Annotated in this window: 16 protein-coding genes; 6 read left to right on the forward strand and 10 right to left on the reverse strand. The window is 44.4% G+C overall.

Features of this window, described 5'->3' with window-relative positions; genetic code table 11:
- The first annotated feature begins 35 nt into the window (after positions 1–35).
- Both JO154_RS24135 and JO154_RS24140 read left to right on the forward strand, forming a co-directional pair.
- Entirely contained in the window at positions 36–791 is a 756-nt protein-coding gene (locus tag JO154_RS24135; protein WP_291950935.1) for an SDR family NAD(P)-dependent oxidoreductase, read from the forward strand.
- A gap of 150 nt (positions 792–941) precedes the next feature.
- Positions 942–1,103 carry a hypothetical protein gene (locus JO154_RS24140; RefSeq protein ID WP_291950937.1) on the forward strand — a complete coding sequence of 54 codons (162 nt, stop codon included), beginning with the start codon at positions 942–944 and terminating at the stop codon, positions 1,101–1,103.
- Positions 1,104–1,178: 75 nt separating this feature from the next.
- On the opposite strand, the gene JO154_RS24145 is transcribed toward JO154_RS24140, so the two are convergent.
- From JO154_RS24145 to ruvA, 5 genes are all read right to left on the reverse strand, one after another.
- Entirely contained in the window at positions 1,179–2,405 is a 1,227-nt protein-coding gene (locus JO154_RS24145) for a sialidase family protein (protein WP_291950940.1), read from the reverse strand.
- 4 nt (positions 2,406–2,409) lie between these two features.
- Positions 2,410–4,692 (reverse strand): TonB-dependent receptor, encoded by a 2,283-nt coding sequence (locus JO154_RS24150; protein WP_291950943.1) that lies wholly within the window; start codon positions 4,690–4,692, stop codon positions 2,410–2,412.
- A gap of 144 nt (positions 4,693–4,836) precedes the next feature.
- A complete protein-coding gene (locus tag JO154_RS24155) occupies positions 4,837–5,208 on the reverse strand; it encodes a hypothetical protein (protein WP_291950946.1) in 372 nt (123 codons plus the stop codon).
- A gap of 315 nt (positions 5,209–5,523) precedes the next feature.
- Complete coding sequence (sprA, locus tag JO154_RS24160; protein ID WP_291950948.1) at positions 5,524–12,822, reverse strand: cell surface protein SprA; 7,299 nt, start codon at positions 12,820–12,822, stop codon at positions 5,524–5,526.
- 34 nt (positions 12,823–12,856) lie between these two features.
- The gene (gene ruvA, locus JO154_RS24165) at positions 12,857–13,444 is read right to left on the reverse strand and encodes a Holliday junction branch migration protein RuvA (protein WP_291950951.1); all 588 of its coding nucleotides are present in this window, start codon (positions 13,442–13,444) and stop codon (positions 12,857–12,859) included.
- A gap of 191 nt (positions 13,445–13,635) precedes the next feature.
- Here ruvA and JO154_RS24170 point away from each other — a divergent pair, with 191 nt between their 5' ends.
- The gene (locus JO154_RS24170) at positions 13,636–14,640 is read left to right on the forward strand and encodes a beta-ketoacyl-ACP synthase III (protein ID WP_291950953.1); all 1,005 of its coding nucleotides are present in this window, start codon (positions 13,636–13,638) and stop codon (positions 14,638–14,640) included.
- A 90-nt stretch (positions 14,641–14,730) separates the two neighbouring features.
- Here the strand turns inward: JO154_RS24170 and JO154_RS24175 are convergent, their stop codons facing one another.
- The 5 genes from JO154_RS24175 to JO154_RS24195 form a co-directional block, all read right to left on the reverse strand.
- Complete coding sequence (locus JO154_RS24175; protein WP_291950956.1) at positions 14,731–16,899, reverse strand: ATP-binding protein; 2,169 nt, start codon at positions 16,897–16,899, stop codon at positions 14,731–14,733.
- 157 nt (positions 16,900–17,056) lie between these two features.
- Positions 17,057–18,133, reverse strand: a complete 1,077-nt coding sequence (locus JO154_RS24180) for a hypothetical protein (RefSeq protein WP_291950959.1) — start codon at positions 18,131–18,133, stop codon at positions 17,057–17,059.
- 5 nt (positions 18,134–18,138) lie between these two features.
- Positions 18,139–20,076: a HAMP domain-containing sensor histidine kinase gene (locus JO154_RS24185; RefSeq protein WP_291950962.1), complete on the reverse strand. Its 1,938-nt coding sequence runs from the start codon at positions 20,074–20,076 to the stop codon at positions 18,139–18,141.
- 138 nt (positions 20,077–20,214) lie between these two features.
- Entirely contained in the window at positions 20,215–20,910 is a 696-nt protein-coding gene (locus JO154_RS24190; protein ID WP_291950965.1) for an NUDIX domain-containing protein, read from the reverse strand.
- A 61-nt stretch (positions 20,911–20,971) separates the two neighbouring features.
- Positions 20,972–21,463, reverse strand: a complete 492-nt coding sequence (locus JO154_RS24195) for a DinB family protein (RefSeq protein ID WP_291950968.1) — start codon at positions 21,461–21,463, stop codon at positions 20,972–20,974.
- Positions 21,464–21,492: 29 nt separating this feature from the next.
- Between JO154_RS24195 and JO154_RS24200 the strand changes: the two genes are divergently transcribed.
- From JO154_RS24200 to JO154_RS24210, 3 genes are all read left to right on the forward strand, one after another.
- Positions 21,493–22,665, forward strand: coding sequence for a serine hydrolase (locus tag JO154_RS24200; RefSeq protein WP_291950970.1), 1,173 nt, complete (start codon positions 21,493–21,495; stop codon positions 22,663–22,665).
- Between the two features lie 6 nt (positions 22,666–22,671).
- On the forward strand, positions 22,672–23,142 hold the full coding sequence (locus tag JO154_RS24205; RefSeq protein WP_291950973.1) for a GNAT family N-acetyltransferase: 471 nt from the start codon (positions 22,672–22,674) through the stop codon (positions 23,140–23,142).
- 68 nt (positions 23,143–23,210) lie between these two features.
- Complete coding sequence (locus JO154_RS24210) at positions 23,211–24,062, forward strand: GNAT family N-acetyltransferase (protein ID WP_291950976.1); 852 nt, start codon at positions 23,211–23,213, stop codon at positions 24,060–24,062.
- Positions 24,063–24,134 lie beyond the last annotated feature (72 nt).

Consider the following 24,134-nt stretch of genomic DNA (forward strand, 5'->3'; position numbering starts at 1 on the left):
TTTTGCATTCTCTGCTTATCTAAAAACTACATCTCATGGGTATTGTTCTCGTAACAGGCGCTACAGCAGGATTTGGTGAGGCTTGCGCCATTACATTCGCTTCAAAAGGATATGACGTTATCATTACCGGTCGCCGCAAAGAAAGACTGGAAGCATTACAGACACAACTGACACAGGAATACGGTACCAATGTATTACCGCTTCACTTCGATGTGAGAGATGAGAAACAAGTAACGGAAGTGCTGGGAAATATCCCCGAAGAATGGCGCGCTATAGATGTACTGGTGAACAACGCCGGACTGGCAGCAGGACTGAGCAGCATTGAAGATGGCAATGTAGACGATTGGAATGCCATGATTGATACCAATGTAAAAGGCTTACTGTATGTGTCTAGGATCGTAATGCCGTGGATGCGTTCCCGTACTTCTGGACATATTATCAACGTGGGTTCTACCGCTGCTAAACATGTATATGCAAAAGGAAATGTTTACTGTGCTACCAAAGCCGCTGTGGATGCTATTTCACAGGGTATGCGTATCGATTTGTTGCCTTATCGCGTTAAAGTAACTGCTATTCATCCAGGAGCCGCAGAAACAGAATTCTCCCTCGTACGATTCAAAGGGGACGAAGATAAAGCCAAGGCTGTTTATCAAGGGTTCATTCCACTGAGCGCCCAAGATGTAGCTGACGTGGTATATTATGTAACCACCCTACCCGCACATGTTTGTATCAATGACCTGGTACTCACACCTTTACAACAAGCCAATGCTTACTACATAGATAAAAATTAACACATACATGTGATACAACGATTTAGTTTAGATTTTTATATTTGAAAAATCTTATATCTTCTGGGTGTACATTGCACCGGAAAAATGTAAGGCCGAGCCCAATGCAAGACTAACTTGACTATCCGTTAATTTAATGAAAACCATATCCCTATGCTTACATTTCTAACAATGTACTTGATGCGCCTGTACTATCCCAGGTGGAAAGAGCAATGGCGCTTTTATTTTGGTAATTCCAGGAAAGGTAATTATGGCCGCTGGGTTACTGGAAAAGATTGGGCTGGACAGAAAGGTTTCTCTTTCGGTTACAGTTGATGTTTTGTTGTAAAGCTTAAGTGAATTGAACAACGCGGAGCAGTAGTAGGCCCCGCGTTGTTATTTTTAGAGAGACTAATGTTCCATGATGCCATAGGCAATAGCAGTGCCACTACCCACACGCTGCTTGAATACCACCAACACTCCTTCCTGCAAAGCCCCTAGCACAGGGAAACTACACCACGTAGTATCTGAAGTGATCGCCTGGCTATCGAGTGTACGGCCATCCGCTGATTTATGTAGAAACGCCACCCGGCTATTATAATCATTTCCCACTTTCACAGGCTCATCCCAGGTGATGTAAACCTCCCCTTTCTTATCGATGGTCATTTGCGGATGCTTGGCCATTGGCGCAGTGCTCAGGGATTCCTTTTGCGTGTAGGTGTTCCCGTTATCGAGCGACTGGCAGTAAAAAACACCTTTCCCATGGCCCATTGTAAACCAGGCAAAGTGGAGTCCGTGGTCGTTTGCAACAAGGGTAGGACCTGTATGCGGACAACCATTCACCACCCAATTGTCTGCGCTGATACGAACAGGCGCTGAAAAGCTTTTACCTCCATCTGCCGATACCTGATGCACCATATCCCGAATAGAATCGTTGATAATATCTCTATACACAATGTGGATAACTCCTTTTTTATCTACCAGCAGCTTGGTTCTGCAACATTGGCAAACAGTTTCGACAACGGGCTTCGCAGATTGGAATCCCTCCCGGCCACTGGTACGGGCAAAATATAATGTAGATCCTTCCGCAGCCGTTTCCTTACGGTTATCCAACCATATAGCAGCGGCCTCTCCATCCGGCAACAGCGCTATATCAAAATAACGCTGATCATAGCCGGCGGTATCCGTTACTAAAGGTACCGCCGCTTCCCAATGATGGCCACCGTCGAATGACTGTGAATACATCACTTTACCGGCATACTTATTCCTTGGATCATGCTGCTCCGTACCAAACAAAGCAATCACAGTACCGTTCGGCTTAAACAGCAACTTAGGCAGATTTTCATCATGTGGATAAACCCCAGTAGTACTGCTGATTTTCTTAGGCTCAGAAAACGTATAACCATCATCGTTAGTTACTGCATAATACATAACGCCAGTATTGCTAGCACTGTCGGTTTCTACCCAGCTCACTACGGTATTGCCAGCGGTATCGCGGGTAACGTAAGGACAAGATGCATTGGTCCCATGGGATAAAAACCGGATGCCCGATTTATCCTCTTTGCTCCGCTGGCTGCAAGCCCCCAGCAGTGCGATGAGACAAACTGCCATAATATACCTGAATAACTGCGAACTCATTTTTCTATTTTTTTCCAGTGAACGTATATGCAATACCAAAGTTGAATGTTTGTCGTGGCCCTACACGGTAAGTAACGCCATATGCAGATTTCTCTGCTGTAGTGGCATATAGTTTGTCGCCTACATTCATACAGTTAATCCAGCATTCAAAGCCTTTGAAACCATATCCAGCGCGCAGATTGAAGAGATCATATCCGCCGTACTTAGCGGTATTAGCAGGGTCCATATAGTAACTGCCGATATGCTGCCATTCGCCACCCAATCTGAAACCTCTCAGCAGAGCGGGTCTCCAGGTAATTTCACTATTGGTGATCCAATTAGGCGCGCCATTCATCCGGTTGTTATCAAAGGTTTTATTACCATCAAAATAGGCGTCGAAGGTATGCAGCGCATAAGTACCGCTAGTGCGCACAAAGAGACTTTTCAGCACATTGTACTTGACATTCCATTCAATACCCCTATGCGTAGTAGCGCCTGTATTCTGGTTCATGTAGCTACCATCTGCCTGTCGTACACTAATAATTTCATTAGTACCTCTCATGTTATAGAGACTGATATCTGCATAACCTTTATTATGTCCAAATCCCAACCAGCCGCCAACTTCATAGTTGTTATAGATAGCCTGTTGTAGCACGGGCACTTTCACACCTTGATAGAGCTCAGAGATATTTGGAGGAGCAAAACCTCTGCTGTAGTTAGCATACAGCCCGTGATTACTACCCAGGTTATAAGTAAACCCTATTTTAGGAGTCAGGGCATTGAAGTTATTGCGTTCACTAGGCGCACCCGTGTAGGCGGATGGCGTCAGGTGATTCACAAAATTATAATCCATACGGTCGTAACGCACCGCTGCTACCACTCTCATATTATTGATTGGTGATAATTCAAATTGTGCATACGCCGCAGTATTCAGGAGTCCTACCTTATAATCCGTCAATACAGAATCTGTTTTCTGATAACTGGTATAATATCCCGCAGCATTTTTATCGATGGTGATATAGCCTGCATGATAGGTAGCAGGACTGTAATCCACGCTAGCACCGCCAATAAAGGCCGCATCCTTCCAAGAGAAGCGTTTTTTGTGTTGTACAATTAAACCATAGCTATGGAAAGCATCACTATTGATTTGGCCGCTGGCCTTCAGTGGGTCCCTAGTGGATTTAATGGAATAGAAAGGATTTTGTCCGATATCGCTATGGCGATAGAAGGCTGTGAAAGAAGTGTTGTTAGTAGCATTCCAGTCTTGTTCCAAAGTACTGCGGATGCGCAGACTCTGTACATCACGATAGGTGAACGTCTGGAAATTGCGATAATCTTTGCTATAAAAATGGGCGCTATCTAATCCGCCGGTCTGGTCTGTATGATAGTTGATTAAAGTAGCGGCGTTGGTCCATTTTGTTTTAGGACTAGCTTGGTACACTGTTTTCAGGCTTAAACCCAGTTTATGAAAATCACTGTGGTCCATGTAGCCATTGGATTGGTTAGCATAATATCCGGAGACAACAGCCCCCCATTTACCAGCGGTTCCACTGGCGCTGAAATCGGTGCGTTTATAGCCCCAGTTGCTCATTTCGGCCTGTACTTTGGCGGTAGGTACGAGTGTAGGAGACAATGTGATGAAATTCACCGCACCACCAACAGCTTCACTACCATAGAGAGAAGAAGCCGGACCACGGATGACCTCTATATTTCTGAGGGCCGCCATATTTATTTCGATGAGGGCGTTGTGGTTAAAATCGCCCACTGTGCGGATGGGAATGCCGTCTTCCAGGTATAAAAACAAACTTTTATACCCAATAGGTTGACGAATAGCCATCGTATGCTGTTCATTTCCCAAATCCACCATATAAACGCCACTGACTTTATTCAGTACACGATCTAATGTGGTGGCCTTGGTTTCCTGTAAGGTTTGCGGAGATATAGTGCTGATGGCCACTGGCGCATCGGTACGATACTGCTTATCGCGGGAAGAAGAAACGATGATTTCATTTAAGTTGGCCGTCATCGGTTCCAGGTAGATGACAGTCACTCCTTGTACAGCCGCCACTGGCAATTGACGAGGGATGTATCCTACACAAGAAACTCGCACGGAATCGGCCGTTCCTGTAGTTAAGCAAAATGCGCCTTTTTCATCACAAACGCATCCTTTACTATTGCGCAATACACTGATAACCGCGCCAGGTAATGCTTCTTTGGTTGATTTATCAGCAATCCTTCCATTTAATTGCTGGGCATGACTGTATAAGGCAGCCACACACGCAATGATGAGTAAACAACATTGTTTCATATGGGTACAATAAGGTAGTCGGTACTGAGAAATATCAATACAGCGCCATCACATCACCCTGTGAAGCATGGCAATGCTGATTTTAAATGAAGATTTCGTGCAGTCCCGATGGTGAATCAGGTAAAATAAGAATGTAGATAGTTGTTAGCTGAGGAGCCACTGAGGAGGATGGAATATCGCAAATATGGGTGTAGGAAGATGAGGATTGTTATAGTAACCGATATGCGCTACAACACTAGGTTCTGGCAGTTCCAGGAAGTTCTGTAATTCATTGACAAACATTACTTCGAAACGCTCTTTCCCACTGTTACCGTTTTTTTCTTGCTGGGTCTCTTTCTCCAATTCCTTACGAAGATGACAACGACCATTACAATGCATTTGAGGCTTATCCTTGTTCTCACAAAGGTTCTGTGCCACCCAAGACTCATTAGCCCAGTATTGTAGCACAATCAGCCCCTTACTGCAATTCTCCAGTAACAGACCGGCAAACACTAATATGATTACTAAGTATTTCAAATCCGAGCAAAGATATGACCTAAATCGAAATATAGACATGAGAAATGTCATTGATCATATTTAAGTATTGGCCATATGAGGGCTGGCTGTCTCCCTTAAAAAAACAATTTTCTTTTGTTGTTCCTGCCCGCTGGGCGGGAACAACAAGCTGGAGAGATGATGGACTTCTGATACCTTTTTTCTGCGTTCCGCGCTTCGCGATTTTATCAAAAAACGGGGCCGATGTCTACGACGTCGGCCCCGTTTTTTATCTTTTTCGTTGTCCCTGCCCGAAGGTCAGGGACAACAGACAGGAGAATTTTGTCTTTATAAATACTATTGCGACAATACGAAGCGGAAGGTAATACCTCCTCTAGTATTGGTGATCGGGTATGCAGAGGATATCGCCGGAATGGTCTGCGAACGGTCGTAGAAGAAGCGCAGGTTCAAACGGTTATTCACTACATAATCGATGGAAGGCGCAATCCTGATCACTTTCTGACCACTGGTAGGAATCACCAGGTCGGCATCCAGTCGGTTATTCACGGTTTTATCGTCACGGAAACTCAGATCCAGTCGGAGGTTCAGGTCATTCTGCAGGCGTTTGCCACCGTTTTTATTAATCACAAAAGGCAAGGTCACTCCGCGAATACGATAACCGCCACCAATCGCAATCTCAGTAGAACGCAGCTCTGTCAACTGGAAGTCGACCAAACTGAGACTCAAGCTACGGGACTTCTTGAATTCAATCCTGGCGTTGAGCGTGCTTTTGAAGGTCATATCTATACCAAGCAATGGCACAAAGGCCTCTGTCATGGTGAGGTTCGGCACCATAAAGTAAGGGTAATAGTTACCGGAGATGGTATCTCGGAACGCCGGATAACCTGCCAGTCGCGGATCTTCGAAATACATGGAAGTATTGAAGGAACTCATACTCAGCGTACCAGTGTACTTATGCGTCAAAGTCAGATTGGTCAGGAAGTTCTTGAACGGCTCCAGCTTCGATAAACCATTATAGGTGAGAGACCAGTTGGGTTTCGGAATGTAATTGCTGAATGGATTGCTCTTCACATTATCATTACCCTGTTTCAACAAGCCGATATTTTCCGGACTCTTACCCGTATAAGCCGCCATGAAGGCTGGAATTAGCACATCCTGCGCATATCGGGTATAACCATAACGATAGGTCGGATCTTTAGGATCGTAGAAAGGAACGCTTGGGTCCTTATTATACGGGTTCGCCGCACCTAACCTTTGAGAGATAATATTACGATAGCTTTCAAATCTTCTGAAGGTTTCAGACACGCCATCCGCTGTAGCAATATTGCCAAACAACGTTTTAACCGCGATATAAGTAATCTCAAAACCACCCGCATCATATGGACTCAGGTGTTGGAATCCGGTTGTATCATCCACTTTCTTAAACAACTCTGCATGCGTTTTCGTGAATGACTTGGTCATATTCAGATCGATACGCAGATCATTGAACGGCTCTAACTGTGCCTGTACATCCCAGCGCTGAGTAAACTGCTGCTGGAACTGAAGGTTCAGTAATGGATCCGGTGTGATAATACCTTTCTTCGCAAAACGGTCCATCCAGGCCCTGTCTGGCTGATAACCCAACACGAAGTTCAGCCCCGGCGACATGCTAGCCCAGTTCATACCCAATACCTTGGTGCTGTCCAGGTAACCAGGCATGCGCGTACCAGCATTTTCATTGAAGTTGAAGCTCACACGCTTCAGCATCATCAAGGCTTTGAAGGCCCCACGAACAAACGGGGATACTTCTTCCGCATTGTTATTGTTCTGATTATTGGCCGCTGTTGCCTTCGGATCTTTTGCATTATTGTTGGCGCCAGCTTTATTATTATTATTCTGGTTGCTGTTGGAAGGAGGTCTGCGCATATTGATGGCACGCAGAAACTTCGACTTGTTATACAACTCACTGAACTTCAGCTCAGCGGTGAGGGTTTTCTGATTGGAGTTTTCAATCGCATTACCCAAGTAAAGCGCTAACTGAGAAGCACCATTCCAGTGATATTCTGTACCATATGAAACGGCCACGTTCGTCCAACTCAATGCTGGGAACTTGGAGGTTGGTAACGTATACGTAAAGTTTGCATTATGCATATACGTAGTGGTACGTCCCCCTTTCCAGAAGTTGCCCCATACAGTATCTTTCTTAGCAGAAGTATTGATACGTCCGTCTGGTTCATCGATACGGGCTCTGTTTACCGCGTTGAATTCAACGTTGATACTGCGGGTCAGATCCCATTTGAAGGTATAATATCTGTCGAAAGTGAAATACTTATTATAGGTTTCTGGCAGTTGATACTTCACATCTCCACCTACGTTACGCACCCTCGTAGCGCCGAACTGACGGGATACATCGGCCCTGAAACTGAGGATAGTTGGCACATAGTTGAAGTTGAAATCTTTCACCAGATCCAACCAATGCGTCTTCGTTTTGATCAAGCGTTTGAATGGTTCCACATAGCGATGTTCACCTGCGTAACTATATCCCAGTCCGCCTCTGTGCTTGGTCAGCACATCGTTTTGAATGAGTGGGTTATGTCGGTTGATCTGTGAGAAGGAGTAACTCACATCAAAGTTTTCAATATCCCAGAGATGACGCTTTCCTTTACCAACCTTCAACTTCCTCACATTCGTAAAGTTCAGACTGGTGATAGAGGTAAAGTCCTGCGCATTCTTACGGATAGAATCCCTTTCATGTCTGTTTCTCGCCAGGTCCAGTTTATCTTTCAGCTTAATATCCAAGTCATATGGATCGTATTCTGGATTGCTGGCAGATTGTGAATAGCCAGCATAAACAGGTACGGAGATAGCCGCTTTTTTAGGCAGCAGTTTTCCTAAGTCCAGATTGGCAGCGGCGTCATATTGCAGGAAGTTATCTCGGAATCGCTCATTCACGCGCTGATCTATGTTTCCGAAACCAGCGGTATGCATGTTACCCGAGACGGAGATAGTACCCAGATCCGACAATTGAATGTCTACCCTACCGAGGGCTGCATATCCACCTTTCTCATCAAAATCGGCCAAACGTAATTCATCCAACCAGATTTCCGCACATTTCGGCATACCGTCATCTTTCGGGTTGAGGATACCGATCATCATGGTTCTAGCATCACCGAGGCTTGGGTTACCTACCACCGACATATAGTTACCATGCTCGTCTTTCACAGGCGTGAGCGGATAAGGCAGCAACGGCGAACAGGAGTCGCACATATTACGCTGCTGTTTCAGTCGGGTAAGATTATTCAATAGCAGATCCAAGCTATTGGAATCAGGCCAGATAAGACTTGGATTTGTTTTACCTCCAGATACCAGCGGATTGGTCACTTTCAATGGAATGCGATATTCGTAATAGTTGCTTACAAAGTCACTACCGAAACGGATGACTGCTTGCACATCTCCATCGTGAAGTGCGCCGGAGCCTTGCATGGCTTCCGCGTGGATATACATCTGCATCCGCTTATACTGACGCATATCCATATTCAGCGTTTTGTATACTGCACGGATATCGCCATCTTTCAGATTGCAGACCTGCAAGGAGAGTGATTGCTCATTCAACTGCAAGGTGGTATTGTTAGTACTAATGGTATTCTGACGAACTACCCCATTTGGCAGCACATAGTTAATCGGTTCGCGGGAAGAGTTTTCTTCGATGTTTACCGCTGCCTGATTGAAGGTAGTGTTATTATCTAATGGAATAGGATCGCCTGGTTTCAGTTCATAATCGTATTTACGCCATTGGCTACGTACCAGTTCTAGTTTACCAAAACGCAGTACGATAGAGTCTTGGAAGTTGGTCAGGAACATACGCATAAAGCGGATCGACTTGAAGTCGGGGATGTTTCCTACTCTCGCATTATACTGATTGATCGGAACTTTGAACTGATACCAGTTTTCAATAGTATCCTTACCGTTGGCCAGTTTCACGTTGGCTGCGATCTTGTCTACCAGGAAGTTTTTACCTACTTCCATGTTCGGTTTCAAATCAACGCGGTATTGGAAATATTCTTCTGTTTCGTTCAGCGTGTTATCATGATTCAGATCTTCCGACTCAGGGATATTGGTAGCGGCAGTAGAATAAGTGGAATTACCTGTGGAAGCCGGAGAGTTTCCTTCAGGGTTGTTGTAATTCTTATACCTACCGAGGATAGATGTATTGCTATAATCACGATAATGTTTGTAGTTATCGTTAGAAGGATCGGAGTGTGCCAGTTGTCCAATTGGGGAACCGGCTCCGAAGTTCATATCAATACTATCCAGGTAATTTTTGAAGAATACTTGTTCATCGGCTGTTTGCAGACCATCATACCCTACGTCCTGGAAGGCGCGGATAGCGGGATCATTATCAAATGCCTGCGTGATCTGTTGTTGGAATTTAGGAATGCGGCCCCAGTTGGAAGAATCCAGTTTATTGGTTTCCTTCGGATTAGGCAAACCGTTCTCGAAGAACTTCTTGGAATCTTTCAGGATATCCTCGGAAACGTTACCCAAGTTGAAATACAGTTGACCGCCGGCAGGATTGGTCATTACGTTGAATGGATCCTGAATCCAGAATTCAATGTATTCAATATTGGCTGTTTCGAAGTCACTATTGTCGATAGCGCGCATGATACCCGCCCAACGGGTTTGTGGACGAAGCAGTTTACCGTTTCTGTCCATCGACATCGGGCTATTGGTGAAGTTGTACGGACCGCGGTCTTTAGGATAATAAGCCAAGTCTAAGGTACTGAGCTGGCTCTGACCGAAGTCGGTAGATTTATTTTTGAACACTTCACTTTGGTACACCAGGCGTACGCGGGGATCTGACTGCTGATCTTTATCGATACCGGCAGGCAGGTTAGGCGACTGTGGCAATTGGAGGGTAGGCTCGATAATATACCAAGCCAGTTTCGCCCTGTTTTTACCGTAGTCCAGTATATTATTATATTCTGCCTCTGGGAAGAGGATTTGTCCGGTAGCATCTGTCGCGCCTTTTGGCGTAGATGCCAGTGCCCAGTTGGTGGCAGGGAATTTCAGGTCGTAGCCACTTTTCACCCCTTCGAAGTCGTCGATGTAGCTGACACCCTGTTTACTTCCGGGCTGGTTAATCAGTTTACTGTGACCAGGGAATAAGCGGGCTACCTCCCCTGTAAACATGATATTGGACGGCGCTTTGGATTCGAAGTTCGGCAGTTTGTTCAGGAACTTGGTGAGTCCTTTCCATTCTGAGTTATAGTTCACATCAAAGCCCAACATGGTGTTTTTGATAGGGTCGTCGCCGTAGTTGACTTTCTGGTAGTAAGGTCGTTCGCTCATTCGAACCACGGTACCGCCTAAACTGAGTTTATCATTCACCAGGTAGTCGAAGCGTGTTCCGAAGTAGTTTCGGACCTGTTGTCCGAAGAGGGAATTGTTCTCATATTGAACATTGATGGGAACACCTGCATTCAATACGCCACCATTGATGATTTTCAGTCGGCCCAGGTTGTAGTCGATGATATAATCCACGTTTTCGCGGAGTAGTTGTCCGCCAGCAGTTACGGTTACAGATCCTGGCGGAATATTTGGTGCCAGGCTGATTTCCGATGAAGAGGCGGATTTATAGGAACCACGGAGCACATACCGGTTCAGTTGTGGGAACTGTTGCGCCACCACTTTAATGGAGTCGTACAGCACATTGTACAGGTATTGTTTTTCCAGGTTTATATCTCCGTTGAATGCTTTTTTGAGGCCAGCGCCGAAAGGTTCCAGCATTGGGAACATCATGCGGCCGTTCATGGAGTTGATCGTATATCCTTCCACGTAGTCGAATACCCCATCTGGCTGAGGGTCCCCTTGGTTGTTGAGACGGTCGAGGTTCAGGATGGTGATGATCGGTGCGCCGGCATAAGAGCCTTGTGCATCTGGGATATAACGTTTATCGCTTGGAGGTCTGCCTTCCGCACCAGGGTCTTTATAGTAGACATCCAGTTTAAAATCTTCTTTATTCAGTGCATAACCGCCGGTGTTATAGATGTTTTTCATCATCAGGTCCCAGATAGGGAGTGCTGGTCTGGCGGAAGTAGCTTTCAGGAGTTTCAGGAAGAGTACCGGTTGATTGGCAGAATTGTTCTGATCTGGCGGTACGTCCTGGGAGAACTCCCCTACCTTGTATACCTTTCCGTTGTAGGTATATTGAAAGGCGACAGCCAGTACTTCGTCTGGCTGTAATTGTTGGTTTAGGGAGATGAAACCTAATTGTTTATTCACCGTGTACTCCGTAGAATCGAGTTTGCGGGCGAATGTTTTTTCAAATTCCGAGACGGGTTGCAATCCTAGGGCGAGTAATCGCGATACGGCTGTTCCCGTGGCTCTACTGCTTGGATCATTGATCAGTCGCGGGTAGAGATCATTGACCCCATTATCCGGCAGATGGGAACTGGTGAGGACGGAGATCCCTGAGTTATAAGGTTTGTATTCACCGATATCCATGAGACCCACGATATCGCGGGTTTGTGTGGTGACGCCGGTTTTATTGGTTACCCAAACCTCTAAGCGAGTGATAGTGGCTAATGATTGGATGATAGGGAGTTTAGCCATCGCGTAATTAAACGTATCCCTGAAGAACTGTGACAGGAGGAAATGTCGGTTGTCTTCATACTCATCGGCTCTGATATTAAAGTCCTGCACCATGGTCCCTCCTTTCAGTTGAAGGTTTTGTTTCTGGGATTTCTGGTTGGACAATACAGAGGTCACTGTCAGTCGGCCAAACTGTAATTGTGTTTTCACCCCAAACAGCGATTGCACCCCGGAAATCAGGGAGCTACGGAGCGGGAAGCTAACGTTACCAGCTTCGATTTTCTTGATAATCTCGTCTTGGTAGCCGGTATATTCGAGTTTGATTTGGTTTTCGTAATCGAATGCGGACTGGGTGTTATAGTTGGTGATAATTTTGAGTTTATCTCCAATTTTACCTGTCACGTTCATATTGATACCCATATCGAAGTTAAACCCGCCATTTTTGCGGGCTTGTTCTACGAGAACGGGGTTCTTAATATTTTGGCCTTGGTAGCCGAAGGTGAGGTCGAGGCTACCTTGTGGGATGATATCCACTTTGCTGCCGCCGAAAATCCTGTCGAACAGGTTATTTCCGTTGTACATGGTTGGCCCGTTACCTTTCTGGTTAAGATTGCCCAGGGTGCTGGCTCTTTTTTGCCAGTAGTTCTGTTCACTTTGCGCAGCCTGCATCTTATAGAATTCGTCAAAACTCATATAAGTGGGGTTACGATAATACTGATTACCGATTTTTTCGGTAACCGTGTATTGTTTGGTAACAGGGTCGTATTCGACAGTTTTGTTGATGTTAGCAGGGTCCTTCAGATCCAATGCATTTTTGGACGTAGGATCAGTAATACTGGGGCCACGTCTGTCCTGCAAGGGATATTTCAAGGTATCTTTTTTCGTTTTGGTTGAATCCGGGATTGTTACAGCCGGTGGGGGTGAATCCCTTTCCGGCGCCCGGGTTTCGTTTACAGCTGCATTCAAATGCATTCCTCCTGATCGGTCCCTGGCGGCAGTGTCAACAATGATAAAAGATACAATTCCTAGTACCGCAAAAACACCAAAAGGTTTCTTACTTGCCAAGAAAAATAGGTTTTTATAGAGGTATTAACATTAATTATAAACTTTTCAGGGCTTTCTTTATCAGCTCTTCCAAGTTTTGCAATAGTGGTTCATTTTTCATCACTTTTGTAATTGCCGATTCCGCCATGTTTCGAGCAATACCCAAAGTAACCAGTGCATTTAACGCATCTTCCTGGATAGTATTGTCTACCGGCAGAGATAAATGTATAGGATTTTCTTTTCCTTTCTTCACTTTGTCTTTCAGCTCGAGGATCACGCGTTTAGCAGTTTTGGCGCCAATGCCTTTAACGCTTTCGAGCATTTTCTCATTTTCCATCAAAATAGCCCTGGTAATATCTTCCGGTTGAAGAGAAGATAACATCATACGGGCCGTGTTGGCGCCGATTCCAGAAACGCTTATTAGCAGCAGGAACAGGCTTTTCTCAGATTCTTCAAAAAAACCATACAGGGTATGACCATCTTCCTTAATATGCAGCCAGGTTAGCAATTTACAGGATTCCAGGTCCTGAATACGGGAATATGTATTCAAACTTATCTGGACTTCATAACCGACCCCATTTACATCAATATACACCAGAGCAGGGGATTTGTAAGCCAATTTTCCAGACAAATAAGCAATCATAGAAGGTAAAGGTTCAGTAATTTAATGAAACTTATGGAAAATGTTTAATATTCACATTTCCCGGATACCGGCAAAGATGCTAACTTTTAACGGATTGTCAATCCCTTAGATTGCATCATATTCGACTTTTTTAGGAAATATTGCCAGATGTCGTATTTTTACGCCTCGATTTAAACACATATTTAATTCATATGAATAAAATTACGGCCGCTATTACAGCGGTGGGTGGCTATGTTCCTGATTACGTTCTTACCAATAAGGAGCTGGAGAAATTAGTCGACACAACAGATGATTGGATACTTACCCGTACTGGTATCTCTGAAAGAAGAATCCTGAAGGGTGAAGGTAAAGGTACCTCCGATCTGTGCGTACCTGTGGCACTGGAAATCTGCAAGAAAAGAGGTATTACTCCGGAAGATATTGAGCTGCTCATTGTAGCTACAGTTACTCCCGACATGACATTCCCCGCTACAGCCAACGTAGTTACTGATAAAATCGGTGCTAAAAATGCATTTGGTTTCGATATCAGCGCTGCCTGCTCTGGATTCCTCTATGCACTGGATACAGGCGCACGCTTCATCGAAAGCGGCCGCTACAAGAAAGTAATGGTGATCGGTGCAGATAAAATGAGTTCCATTATCGACTATACTGACAGAACTACCTGCATCATCTTCGGTGATGGCGCTGCCGGTGTTTTGCTCGAACCAAATACAGAAGGATATGGTCTGGTAGACAGTATCCTGAAAAGCGACGGTCATGGTAGAGAATACCTGCACATGAAAGCCGGTGGCTCTGTGAAACCAGCTTCCATTGAAACCGTTACAAACCGCGAACACTACGTATACCAAGAAGGTAAAATGGTATTCAAATATGCCGTTTCCAACATGGCCGAAGCAGCCAAAGATATCATGCAACGTAATAACCTTACTGCAAACGATATCGCATGGCTCGTTCCTCACCAAGCCAACAAACGCATTATCAACGCTACCTCTCAGTACATTGAACTGCCAGATGCGAAAGTAATGATGAACATCCACAGATATGGTAATACTACCGCCGGTACTATTCCACTCTGCCTCTGGGATTACGAAAAACAACTGAAAAAAGGTGACAACCTGATTTTAGCTGCTTTCGGTGGTGGCTTTACCTGGGGCTCCAGCTACATCAAATGGGCCTACGACGGGGATAAAATCTAACCGACGTTCAGAAAAAATGTTTGATTTCATTATACAGAAGGGATGCATACCGCATCCCTTCTTATTTTCTTTATGCCTCCCTCAATGGGGTCATTCAGCGCTCATAGACGACTCCGTAATTACCTTGTAAATATCTTTTTCCCGGAATGGCTTCAATAACCAACCATTAAATCCGGCTTTTTTGAACCTTAGTTCCTCTTCTGGATTGATATTACCCGTTAGCGCAAATACTTTCACCGACGCCTTTTCCGGATCACTATCCTTACGAATAGCTTCTATCACCTCTAACCCACTCATCTCTGGCATCTGCAAATCCAATAACACATAGTCATAACGGTACTGCCGAAACAACTCCAAAGCACTCGCGCCGTTAGTAGCCATATCAAACCGACATTTCCAGCGGGTCAATATCATTTTCAATAACAACAGGTTCATTTCCTGATCGTCTGCTGCCAATATATAACGGCCTTCCATAGTGGCGCCTGTGGCTTCGCTTACATCTTTGATATTATTCGGCACCATCAGGGGAACATTCACCCGCTCATAAGGAATCCGAAAAACGAATTCAGTGCCCTTATTCACCTCGCTCGTCACGGTAATATCTCCTCCTTGCATAGTTACCAATCGTTTGGTAATAGCGAGTCCTAGGCCAGTTCCTTTCCCTTTTCTCCGGGCGCTATCTGTTTGATAAAAACGTTCAAAGAGGTGCATTTGCGCTTCTGGGCTAATGCCTTCTCCGGTATCAGTCACCCGCATTTCAAATAGCCAGTTTTTATCTTCATGAGGGGCTAAGGTGGCGGATACAGTGATCGATCCTTTATCTGTATATTTCACTGCATTGCTTATCAGATTGAGCATAATCTGTTTCAATCGAAAGATGTCGCCATTTGCTTGTCCATTCTTATCGCCTTCAAAGCTGACACTAAATTCCAAATGCTTCTTCATGGCCTGTATCCGCATCATATCCGCTACATCATTGAATACCTGGTAAGGAACAAAATCCTGTAGGGTCAATGGAATATAATCCTGCTCCAATTTGGAGAAGTCCAGTACATCGTTCACCACCTGTATGAGCATATTGGTGGAGGTTTCAATGGAGTGTACAATGCGTTGTTGTTCACCTGTTAATTGTGTAAAAGATAATTGCTCTGTAAACCCAGCCACAGAGTTCAATGGTGTACGCATTTCGTGGCTCATATTATTCAGGAAGTCCGTTCTGATGCGGGTTTGTTCTTCTGCCCATAACTTCCCCTGTTTCAACAGATGGTTGTTTTTTCGGATAATCCATGCAGCACCGGCTATCCCCACAAGACACATCAGTAATGCAATCAATCCTATCCCTACAATCGATATCATTTCCTGTGTACTACCTGTAACAATGCCATGGGCTACTTTCTTCTTTTCTCGTCCCTGCATTTCTGCAAATGAGCGCAACGCTATCAGGAGTTCCTTCATTTCATTCATCATGGCAACATTGGTAGTTACCAAGGCCGATTCCTCTTGGTTAATTTTCAACCGGTCTGCCAACTGCTTGCGCAGCATCGTTTTATAGTAATCATTGACACCAGTTACTACATTTTTCAATTGCTCTGCATCATACTTTTCTTTATCAATCACACGGCCATCCTTTGTTTTCACTAGGATTTTAATCTGTGATTTAACGGTATCGCTGCCTTTCTTGTTGGAGAGCGCATTTCCCAGTCTTTTAAATAACCCTTTCTTTGCCACTTGTGCAGGCGCTTGGGCTACATTGACCGTGTCTATCGTTACTTTTTCCTTTTTAATCTGACTCATGTTATACTGCTTAATACCACTAAGCAGCCGCTCTAACAGGTCATTTTTTAAAGTGCCGGCCAGCGCGGCATCTGTATTCTTTTTCAGGGTACCTATCCTACCGGATATATCTTCCTTCTGCCTGATCAGGGAATCAAAATGTGCATCGGGTCCAGCGATCGCAAAACCATGACTAATAGAATCTACGAGGGATAAAACAGTACCTAGTTCCGCTGAAAAAACTTCCAGATTTTTACGTTTATACATGACCGTATATAAACGGAAATTACTCTCAGCATCGTTTAATACAAACAATGCCGAGTCCATTAAACGAATACCAGGATTCTCCAACATCAAGGTATCTGTTGCATTCAGCAAACGATGAGCACTGGTCTGGTGTACCTTGTACCCAAAGAAAAACAGAGATACCAGCAACAAAAAGATTAATGCTAGTGATAACAGAAAAAGGGACAGTGATTTACGCATAAAAATGAGTGATTACGTGAATACGGAATTCTACTCAGTTGATATGGCATTTACGGGGATGGTACGACGATAACTATCCAATAAAAATACAATTATTTGAAATAACAACCATTACCATTTGATAACAAATATAGGTTGGCTGAACTGTGATATAGGGCTACAATGCTACTGGTAAAGCCAATGTAATAGTAATATATCGATCTCCCCCTGCCTCTACTTGGATATCGCCACGCATGCGAATGGCAAAGTCGCGACTCACAGCCATTCCCAATGCACGTATATCCCGCTGCCATGCAAACATTCCTTCGGCAATATCCGTCCCGTTCTTGCCTACATCGATGGCTACAGAAATATAAATCAAGTGTTCATCTGGCCATGCATCCATGATAATCAAACTATCTGCTACGGCATTGCGATGCGCCGCTATCAGGATATGTCGACTAACAAATTGCAACATTTCATAATCGGCATATACTTCTGTGTCATCCGGGATACGATCCACTACAGATAATGAAGAACTAGTTTCCGGTGTAAACACGCCAGGGATCACCTGTTCCATCACCTCTCCGACTTTACAAACTCCTGGCGTATAAACATACCCTGCGAGTTGCAACTTTATCCAGCGCAACACATTCTCAAATACCTCTAATGTTCTATGAGATGATTCTCCGATGCGCCTCATCGCAGTTAGCATTTCTTCTCGACTCATATGTCCACTGCTCAACTCATCTGCTACTGTGGTGATCTGTTGTAACGGTTCTCTAAAATCATTGGCAATAATAGTAATCAGCTTATTCTTAAATTCATCCAGCGACTTAAGTGCTGTATTTTTTTCAGAAATATCCGCATATCCTTTTGTCAATTCTTCCTCCTGGCGCTTGGATCTACGGAAATGAAAATACCTACTAAGGATAAGCATCACCATTAATAGGGTGACAGTTATCACACCTGCTGTTAATAATTGTGTATTTTTTTTCTCCTGTATTTTCTGCTGAATCGCCTCCTGTTGCAATTTGTTTTTCATCGCAAGTGATGCTCCTGCGCGTTGTTTCAACAGGTACTCCAGGTAGTTGATACTATCTTTCGCGGTATCAGTGGTTTTCGCCAGTTGATAGATTTCCTCCCTTGTCATTTTATTGGACAGACGAGGCGTTCCGGCATAGGATACCTGTATGCATCCAAACAGGAGGCATCCTATCCACAAAACATAGCTATATTTTACAGGCAATACCATAATTATCAGGTTGTAGGCGCAGCAGGCAGACTATAAAAAAAGGTCGCTCCTTTCTCACTGTTATTTTCTGCTCCGATATGGCCATTCATCTTCTCAATAAAATCTTTACAAATAATGAGCGCAACACCCGCTCCTTTATGCTTACGGCCTTTAGCCGCCGTAGTTTGTTCTACTGAAAACAGGTTGGGCAACACGGTCGCATCTATTCCACTACCTTCATCTATAACAGCCACTTTTATCATATCATTTTCACGTATAGCCGTTACCGTTATAGTCATTCCATCTGGAGTGAATTTAGCTGCATTATGTAAAAAATTACGGTGCACAAACTGTAACATTTCATAATCCGCCATTACCTTAAGATCTTCATCGATATTGAGCTCTATTTGTAACTTCTTTTCAGCTAACAGATGCACAGTGGAAATTGTAGCACCGATAAGATTCTTTACCACACAGGGTATTGGCTGATATACAAATCCACTGAGCTGTGTATGCATCCATCGCAGTATACCATCGAAGACTTGCAGCGTTGTTTTGGCCCGCACATCCACCTGTAAAATCATATCCTTGGCATCGTCCAAGGAAATCGTGTCTTCCTCTACAAAATTGCTGATGCTGATAATATTATTTAACGGACTACGAAAATCATGCGCAATCAACGAAATCAATTTATTTTTAAAATCATCATTGATCTTCAACTGTTCTGTTCTTTCATTCAGCTCCCGTTGCATAAAAGCGAGTTTACGAGAATTATTACGGGAGACACGATACGCTTGAAAAAGATGGATCAATAATGATGTTAGAAGAATCAACATCACTAACAAGAATATCAAAAAGTATCGCCAGAAGATGTTCTCCGTACTTTTTGTAGCTAATACTTTTCGTTGATATAAATGTTGCATTTTTAGTGAATCGAGCCGGCGATCTGTAGCCGCAAAATCCATAAAAATAGCAGCTCCTGATTTACGGGTATCCTCTTCTTGCAGTAGTACTTGTTTTAGCAAGCCAGCATAATAATCAGCATGTACTGTATCTCCCTGGTGCATACTGTGTTCGTACAACTTGATGAGTGTTTGTCGCATCAGCCCACCATAGCCACCTTTCAATGCATAATCCAATGCCTTGTTGTAATACACCAAGCTATCAGGCTGTTTCAATGCCGATTTATATCCTGCCATTTGCAAACTACCATATAGCGCCATATAGTTGAGTCCTGCTACTGCAGCGGTATCTATCACATTGTCTATACTATGAAAAGCCTCTTTCAGATGGCCTGCTTGCGCCTCTTCATTGGCGTGCAACAGTCGTGTATACAATACCTCTCGGAAATCGTGATATCTATTAGCGACATCAGCGGCTTCGTCTAGAGCGGCAACAGCAGCTAGATGTGTGCTGACGCCAGTATCTGCGGCATGCATGATGTAATAATTAGCCAGCACCAATGCCCGGAGGGAATCGTTGTGTACTTCTTTCACCCGCTTCAAGGCTGTATCCATCAGATGCACTGCCTCCTGACGCTGACCAAGAAATTGATGGTATATGGCAATATTCATTTGATTCATGGCCACACTGGCTGAATCTCCTGCTGCTCTAGCGGCAGTCAGACTTTCATTATAAAATATGTAGGAAAGGTAACGGTTGGGTTTAAAGGCATAATAGCTACCCATATTTCTCAACGCAGTGACAAGACCGGCGTCGTAATTCACACTACTAGCCAGTTTCACGGCCTTATTGGCATATGCGCCACAGCTATCCAACTGACAAGCCTGGTATAATGTTGCCAGTCTGTTCAGTCCGTCTACATAAGCGATGCTATCTTTGGTTTGCTCTAATGCCTTACGTAGCCTAACAATGTCGGCAGTCTGTGCCTTCGATCGTAGGGCCATCATCAGTAGCAAAAGTATAATCGGAAATTTTTTCAGATATGGATACAACTCAGTCATGCATGCATATTGCATGACCCAAAATAGTCAAAAAATCGCGAAAATCGCAGTAGAACAACTGTTCATTTCCATGTAAACAAAAATGAACAAAATGAACAACTGAGAAAGACAATGAACAGATTATATGGAGAACGAAATTTAAATTTCGAAAACGAGACCTTTTCGTTTTAACTGATCGTACTTATCGGCATCAAAGCGGTAGAGATGCGCTCCTTTCTTACTGGAAGTTTTATCCTTCTCTTCCAGCTTCTCCATTACATCGAGGGATAATATCTTTTTACGGAAGTTACGCTTATCCAATGTACGACCATAGATCTCTTCATACAGACAGCGTAGTTGAGACAAGGTGAATTTTTCCGGCAGCAGTTCAAATCCAATTGGATGGAATTGTGCATTATCGCGGAGTTTTACCAATGCATCCTCGATCATTTTCTTATGGTCGAAAATGAGTTCAGGCATATTCTCCAGTTCCAGCCAGTGTGCGCCATGTTCCTGGGCCAGCGGCTTATCATGATCCTTGATGCGTATCAGCGCGTAATATGCTACAGAAATTACCCTGGCGCCAGTATCCCGGGCCACCTCTCCATAACAATGCAACTGATCCATATAAATATCATCCAGCCCTGTGGTCAGTTTCAATACCCTGGCCGCGGCATCATCAGTACTTTCATCTGTCTGCACAAATCCACCTACCAGCGACCATTCTCCCGCCATTGGCGCCACTTTACGCTTTATTACCAGTAACTTCAGCTTACCTTCATCAAAGCCGAAAATGATACAGTCTACTGCTACCAGATGCCTGGGTACCTTACTATAAAAAGAAGCCGCATTCATATACTATACGATTGTCCTGAAAATATGTGTTCAAAAATAATATAATGAATATTAAAATGAACTAAATCTTATTAGTATAACGATTGAAATCAGTAGATGGTACTTTTTTTATTCCCAACTGGCGCAACATATGGACAATCTGCCCCCGGTGAAAGGTGCTATGGTTGCAGGCGTGCATCAAAATATCTTCTACTTGCATCTTATAATGTTCATTCTTCTGGCGGGTAAAAGCCACCACGTGGCCCAATCTGGCCGGAGTGGCAGCAGCCACCCAGTCGGCCAACTGCTTGGATTGCCGAACCCAGGCGGAGCAAGCATCTGCGAAGGCCCCAGTGTAGTTATCTCCCGGTCTTACTGGCTTTTCCACCAGTATCAAACGCTGATACCAAACACTTTCTGCATTCCATATATGCAGTACCGTGTCTCTCAATGTGCCGAAACTACCTCCCAGCTCCTGTTCCGACTGCTCAGGGGGCAATTTTAATAAAGCTGTCACTATTTCGTTGTTTGCCCAATGATTATAGGCTGTATATTTTTGCAGGAGTTCCTTCATTTTTTTTGCATGATTTCAAATGCCAGAAAATGGAAACAATTTACAAAACAATCATCACTATGCCCTACTCCTTTACTTATCTGTACAGATGTATATGCTGGAATATCCCCCGTATTACCGACTACCAGCGGTTTCCCCATTTCCCGGTCCATAACGGCCCGAATAAAACCTTGCTGGAGTACGGCCCAAGGTATCCCCTCCCACCGCAATGGCATTGGAAATTTCGAGGGGCGGCAGTTTCCGGCAATCCTACTACTTTACTCACCCATTCCGGCACTACTGCCTTCCTAATATTGCAACATGGAAAGATCATTACGGAACAATATTTCAATGGCTATCATGCCGATTCCATCAATACCTCCTTTTCCATTGCCAAATCGATCACATCAGCGCTGATAGGTATTGCCATCCAAGAAGGAGCTATAGCAAGTATACAAGATAGCATTGCAGTATATCTGCCGGAATTTGACCGCCAGGGATACCGGGATATTACGATCGCACATTTGCTAGAGATGAGATCCGGCCTCCAATACCGGGAAGGCGTCACTCCCTGGTCGGACGATGGTCTTGTTTATTACGGCTTAGACCTTCGAAAAAGCGCCCTCAAAGCCAAGTTAGAATATACCCCTGGAACAGCCTATCACTACTGCAATTATAACCTGTTGCTATTGGGGTTGATCCTGGAAAGAACCACTGGCATGCCGGCAGCACAATACCTCAGTGAACGCATCTGGCAACCAATGGGCGCGGAGGCGCCCGCCACCTGGAGTACAGACAGCCAGCAGTCGGGCTTCGCAAAAATGGAAAGTGGCTTCAACACTACGGCGCGGGCATTTGCACAATTCGGGCAACTATATCTCCAAAACGGCCACATGAACGGAAAACAAATTATTCCGGCCAACTGGATACAAGCTTCCGTACAGCCTCCGGCTGAAAAAGCAGATACCAAGCGGTTTATGAACCGGATGTCGCCCCCTTTATGCAAGTGGAGCGCGGCGCCACATGGCTACTATGGCTATCTCTGGTGGGGATACCAGGTAGATCCGCACAATTTTGATTACTTTGCGTTGGGCGTCAAAGGACAGTTTATTTATGTTTGTCCCCGCAAACAGGCCGTTATTGTACGACTGGGAAAACAATGGGGAAAGATAGACTGGTGGCCCGATCTCTTCAAACAAATCGCAGATACATTAGAAAATTAGACCTATATGGAAAATATCACGGTAAGGGTTGCACGAAAAGAAGATTGTCCGCGCTTGCTGGAACTTATTCGGGAACTGGCGGAATATGAAAACGCGCCGCAAGAAGTGACGGTAACCTTGGAACACTTTGAAGAAAAAGGTTTCGGTCCGAACCCAGTATGGAAGGCATTTGTGGCGGTTACAGAAGTGGATGGGAAAGAATTTATCGCAGGTTTTGCCCTCTATTACGTTCGCTATTCTACCTGGAAAGGTAGCCGTTTATACCTGGAAGATCTCATTGTTACAGAGAAATGGAGAGGGAAGAAAATTGGGGAGATGTTGTTCCATCAACTCTTTCAGGAAGCAAAGGAAAAACAGTTCTGTGGCATCACTTTCCAGGTATTGGAATGGAATGAACCTGCTATCAATTTCTATAAAAAATTCCAAGCGAAATTCGATCCAGAGTGGATTAATGTCAGCATTGAAATGCAGCACTAATTCCGTTCATAACAATCCCTGCTTTTCGTATATATTTCCTCTTTAATATTGAGTATATCCATATTGTTATGAACATTCTCAACGATTTCAGAAACCTGAACAACGAAGCTACTGACAAGATCTGTAATACGTTCAACCTGGCTTTCAGTGACTACGTCGTTCCGTTTCACCTAACCAACGCTGTACTGGAAGAGAAAATGAAACTGGAAAACCTCCAGCGGCATTTCTCTATAGGCGCTTTCAATGGTAATGAGCTGGCCGGTTTTATCTTACAAGGCCCAGACGATGACACGAATCCGTTAATGCTGTACAATGGCGGAACAGGCGTTATTCCCAATTTCCGCGGACAGCAACTCGTCCGGAAAATGTATGATACCTTTATCCCTAGCTACAAAGAGCAGGGTATCCGCTCGTTGAAGCTGGAAGTGATCACGTCCAATACACCTGCTGTCAAGACCTACGAAAAGACCGGCTTTGAGAAAAAACGTTTTTTTCAATGTTTTAAGGGAGACATCAACTTATCCGGGCCAATGAATCCCATCATCGAAATAGTACAACAGCCGGAGCCCAACTGGGCTTTATATTCCCTGTTTATGGACATGGAGCCGTCCTGGAGCAATCTTCCAGGAAGTATTATTCGGGAAGTCACCACTGTTACCTGGGAAGCCCATGTAAACGGGGAAGTAGCAGGTTTCATTAGTGTCAATACCCCCACAAAGCGTATACGTAATATGGCGGTAGCTCCGAAATACAGACGCCAAGGAATTGGTAGTGCCTTGTTACAACATGTGGCCACCACCCTCCAAGGAACATTCACCATCATTAATATCGAGGAAAAGGTAGATGGCATGGCCGCTTTCTTGGAAAAAGCCGGCATGACGAATTACCTGAGCCAGTATGAAATGATTATGTCGATTTAAATCAAAAAATAAGGCTCCTTGCCCACTGGGTATGGACGACGAAAAAAAGGGGAATTGATATCAGTGATATCG

This window comes from Chitinophaga sp. (genome assembly GCF_019236475.1).
In the GTDB taxonomy this organism is placed as follows: Bacteria; Bacteroidota; Bacteroidia; order Chitinophagales; family Chitinophagaceae; genus Chitinophaga.

Bases quoted from the DNA above. Each gene is read 5' to 3' on its own strand.
- JO154_RS24135 (WP_291950935.1), top strand. From the start codon at position 36: ATGGGTATTGTTCTCGTAACAGGCGCTACAGCAGGATTTGGTGAGGCT.
- JO154_RS24140 (WP_291950937.1), top strand. From the start codon at position 942: ATGCTTACATTTCTAACAATGTACTTGATGCGCCTGTACTATCCCAGG.
- JO154_RS24145 (WP_291950940.1), bottom strand. From the start codon at position 2,405: ATGAGTTCGCAGTTATTCAGGTATATTATGGCAGTTTGTCTCATCGCA.
- JO154_RS24150 (WP_291950943.1), bottom strand. From the start codon at position 4,692: ATGAAACAATGTTGTTTACTCATCATTGCGTGTGTGGCTGCCTTATAC.
- ruvA (WP_291950951.1), bottom strand. From the start codon at position 13,444: ATGATTGCTTATTTGTCTGGAAAATTGGCTTACAAATCCCCTGCTCTG.
- JO154_RS24170 (WP_291950953.1), top strand. From the start codon at position 13,636: ATGAATAAAATTACGGCCGCTATTACAGCGGTGGGTGGCTATGTTCCT.
- JO154_RS24175 (WP_291950956.1), bottom strand. From the start codon at position 16,899: ATGCGTAAATCACTGTCCCTTTTTCTGTTATCACTAGCATTAATCTTT.
- JO154_RS24180 (WP_291950959.1), bottom strand. From the start codon at position 18,133: ATGGTATTGCCTGTAAAATATAGCTATGTTTTGTGGATAGGATGCCTC.
- JO154_RS24185 (WP_291950962.1), bottom strand. From the start codon at position 20,076: ATGACTGAGTTGTATCCATATCTGAAAAAATTTCCGATTATACTTTTG.
- JO154_RS24190 (WP_291950965.1), bottom strand. From the start codon at position 20,910: ATGAATGCGGCTTCTTTTTATAGTAAGGTACCCAGGCATCTGGTAGCA.
- JO154_RS24195 (WP_291950968.1), bottom strand. From the start codon at position 21,463: ATGAAGGAACTCCTGCAAAAATATACAGCCTATAATCATTGGGCAAAC.
- JO154_RS24200 (WP_291950970.1), top strand. From the start codon at position 21,493: ATGGAAACAATTTACAAAACAATCATCACTATGCCCTACTCCTTTACT.
- JO154_RS24205 (WP_291950973.1), top strand. From the start codon at position 22,672: ATGGAAAATATCACGGTAAGGGTTGCACGAAAAGAAGATTGTCCGCGC.
- JO154_RS24210 (WP_291950976.1), top strand. From the start codon at position 23,211: ATGAACATTCTCAACGATTTCAGAAACCTGAACAACGAAGCTACTGAC.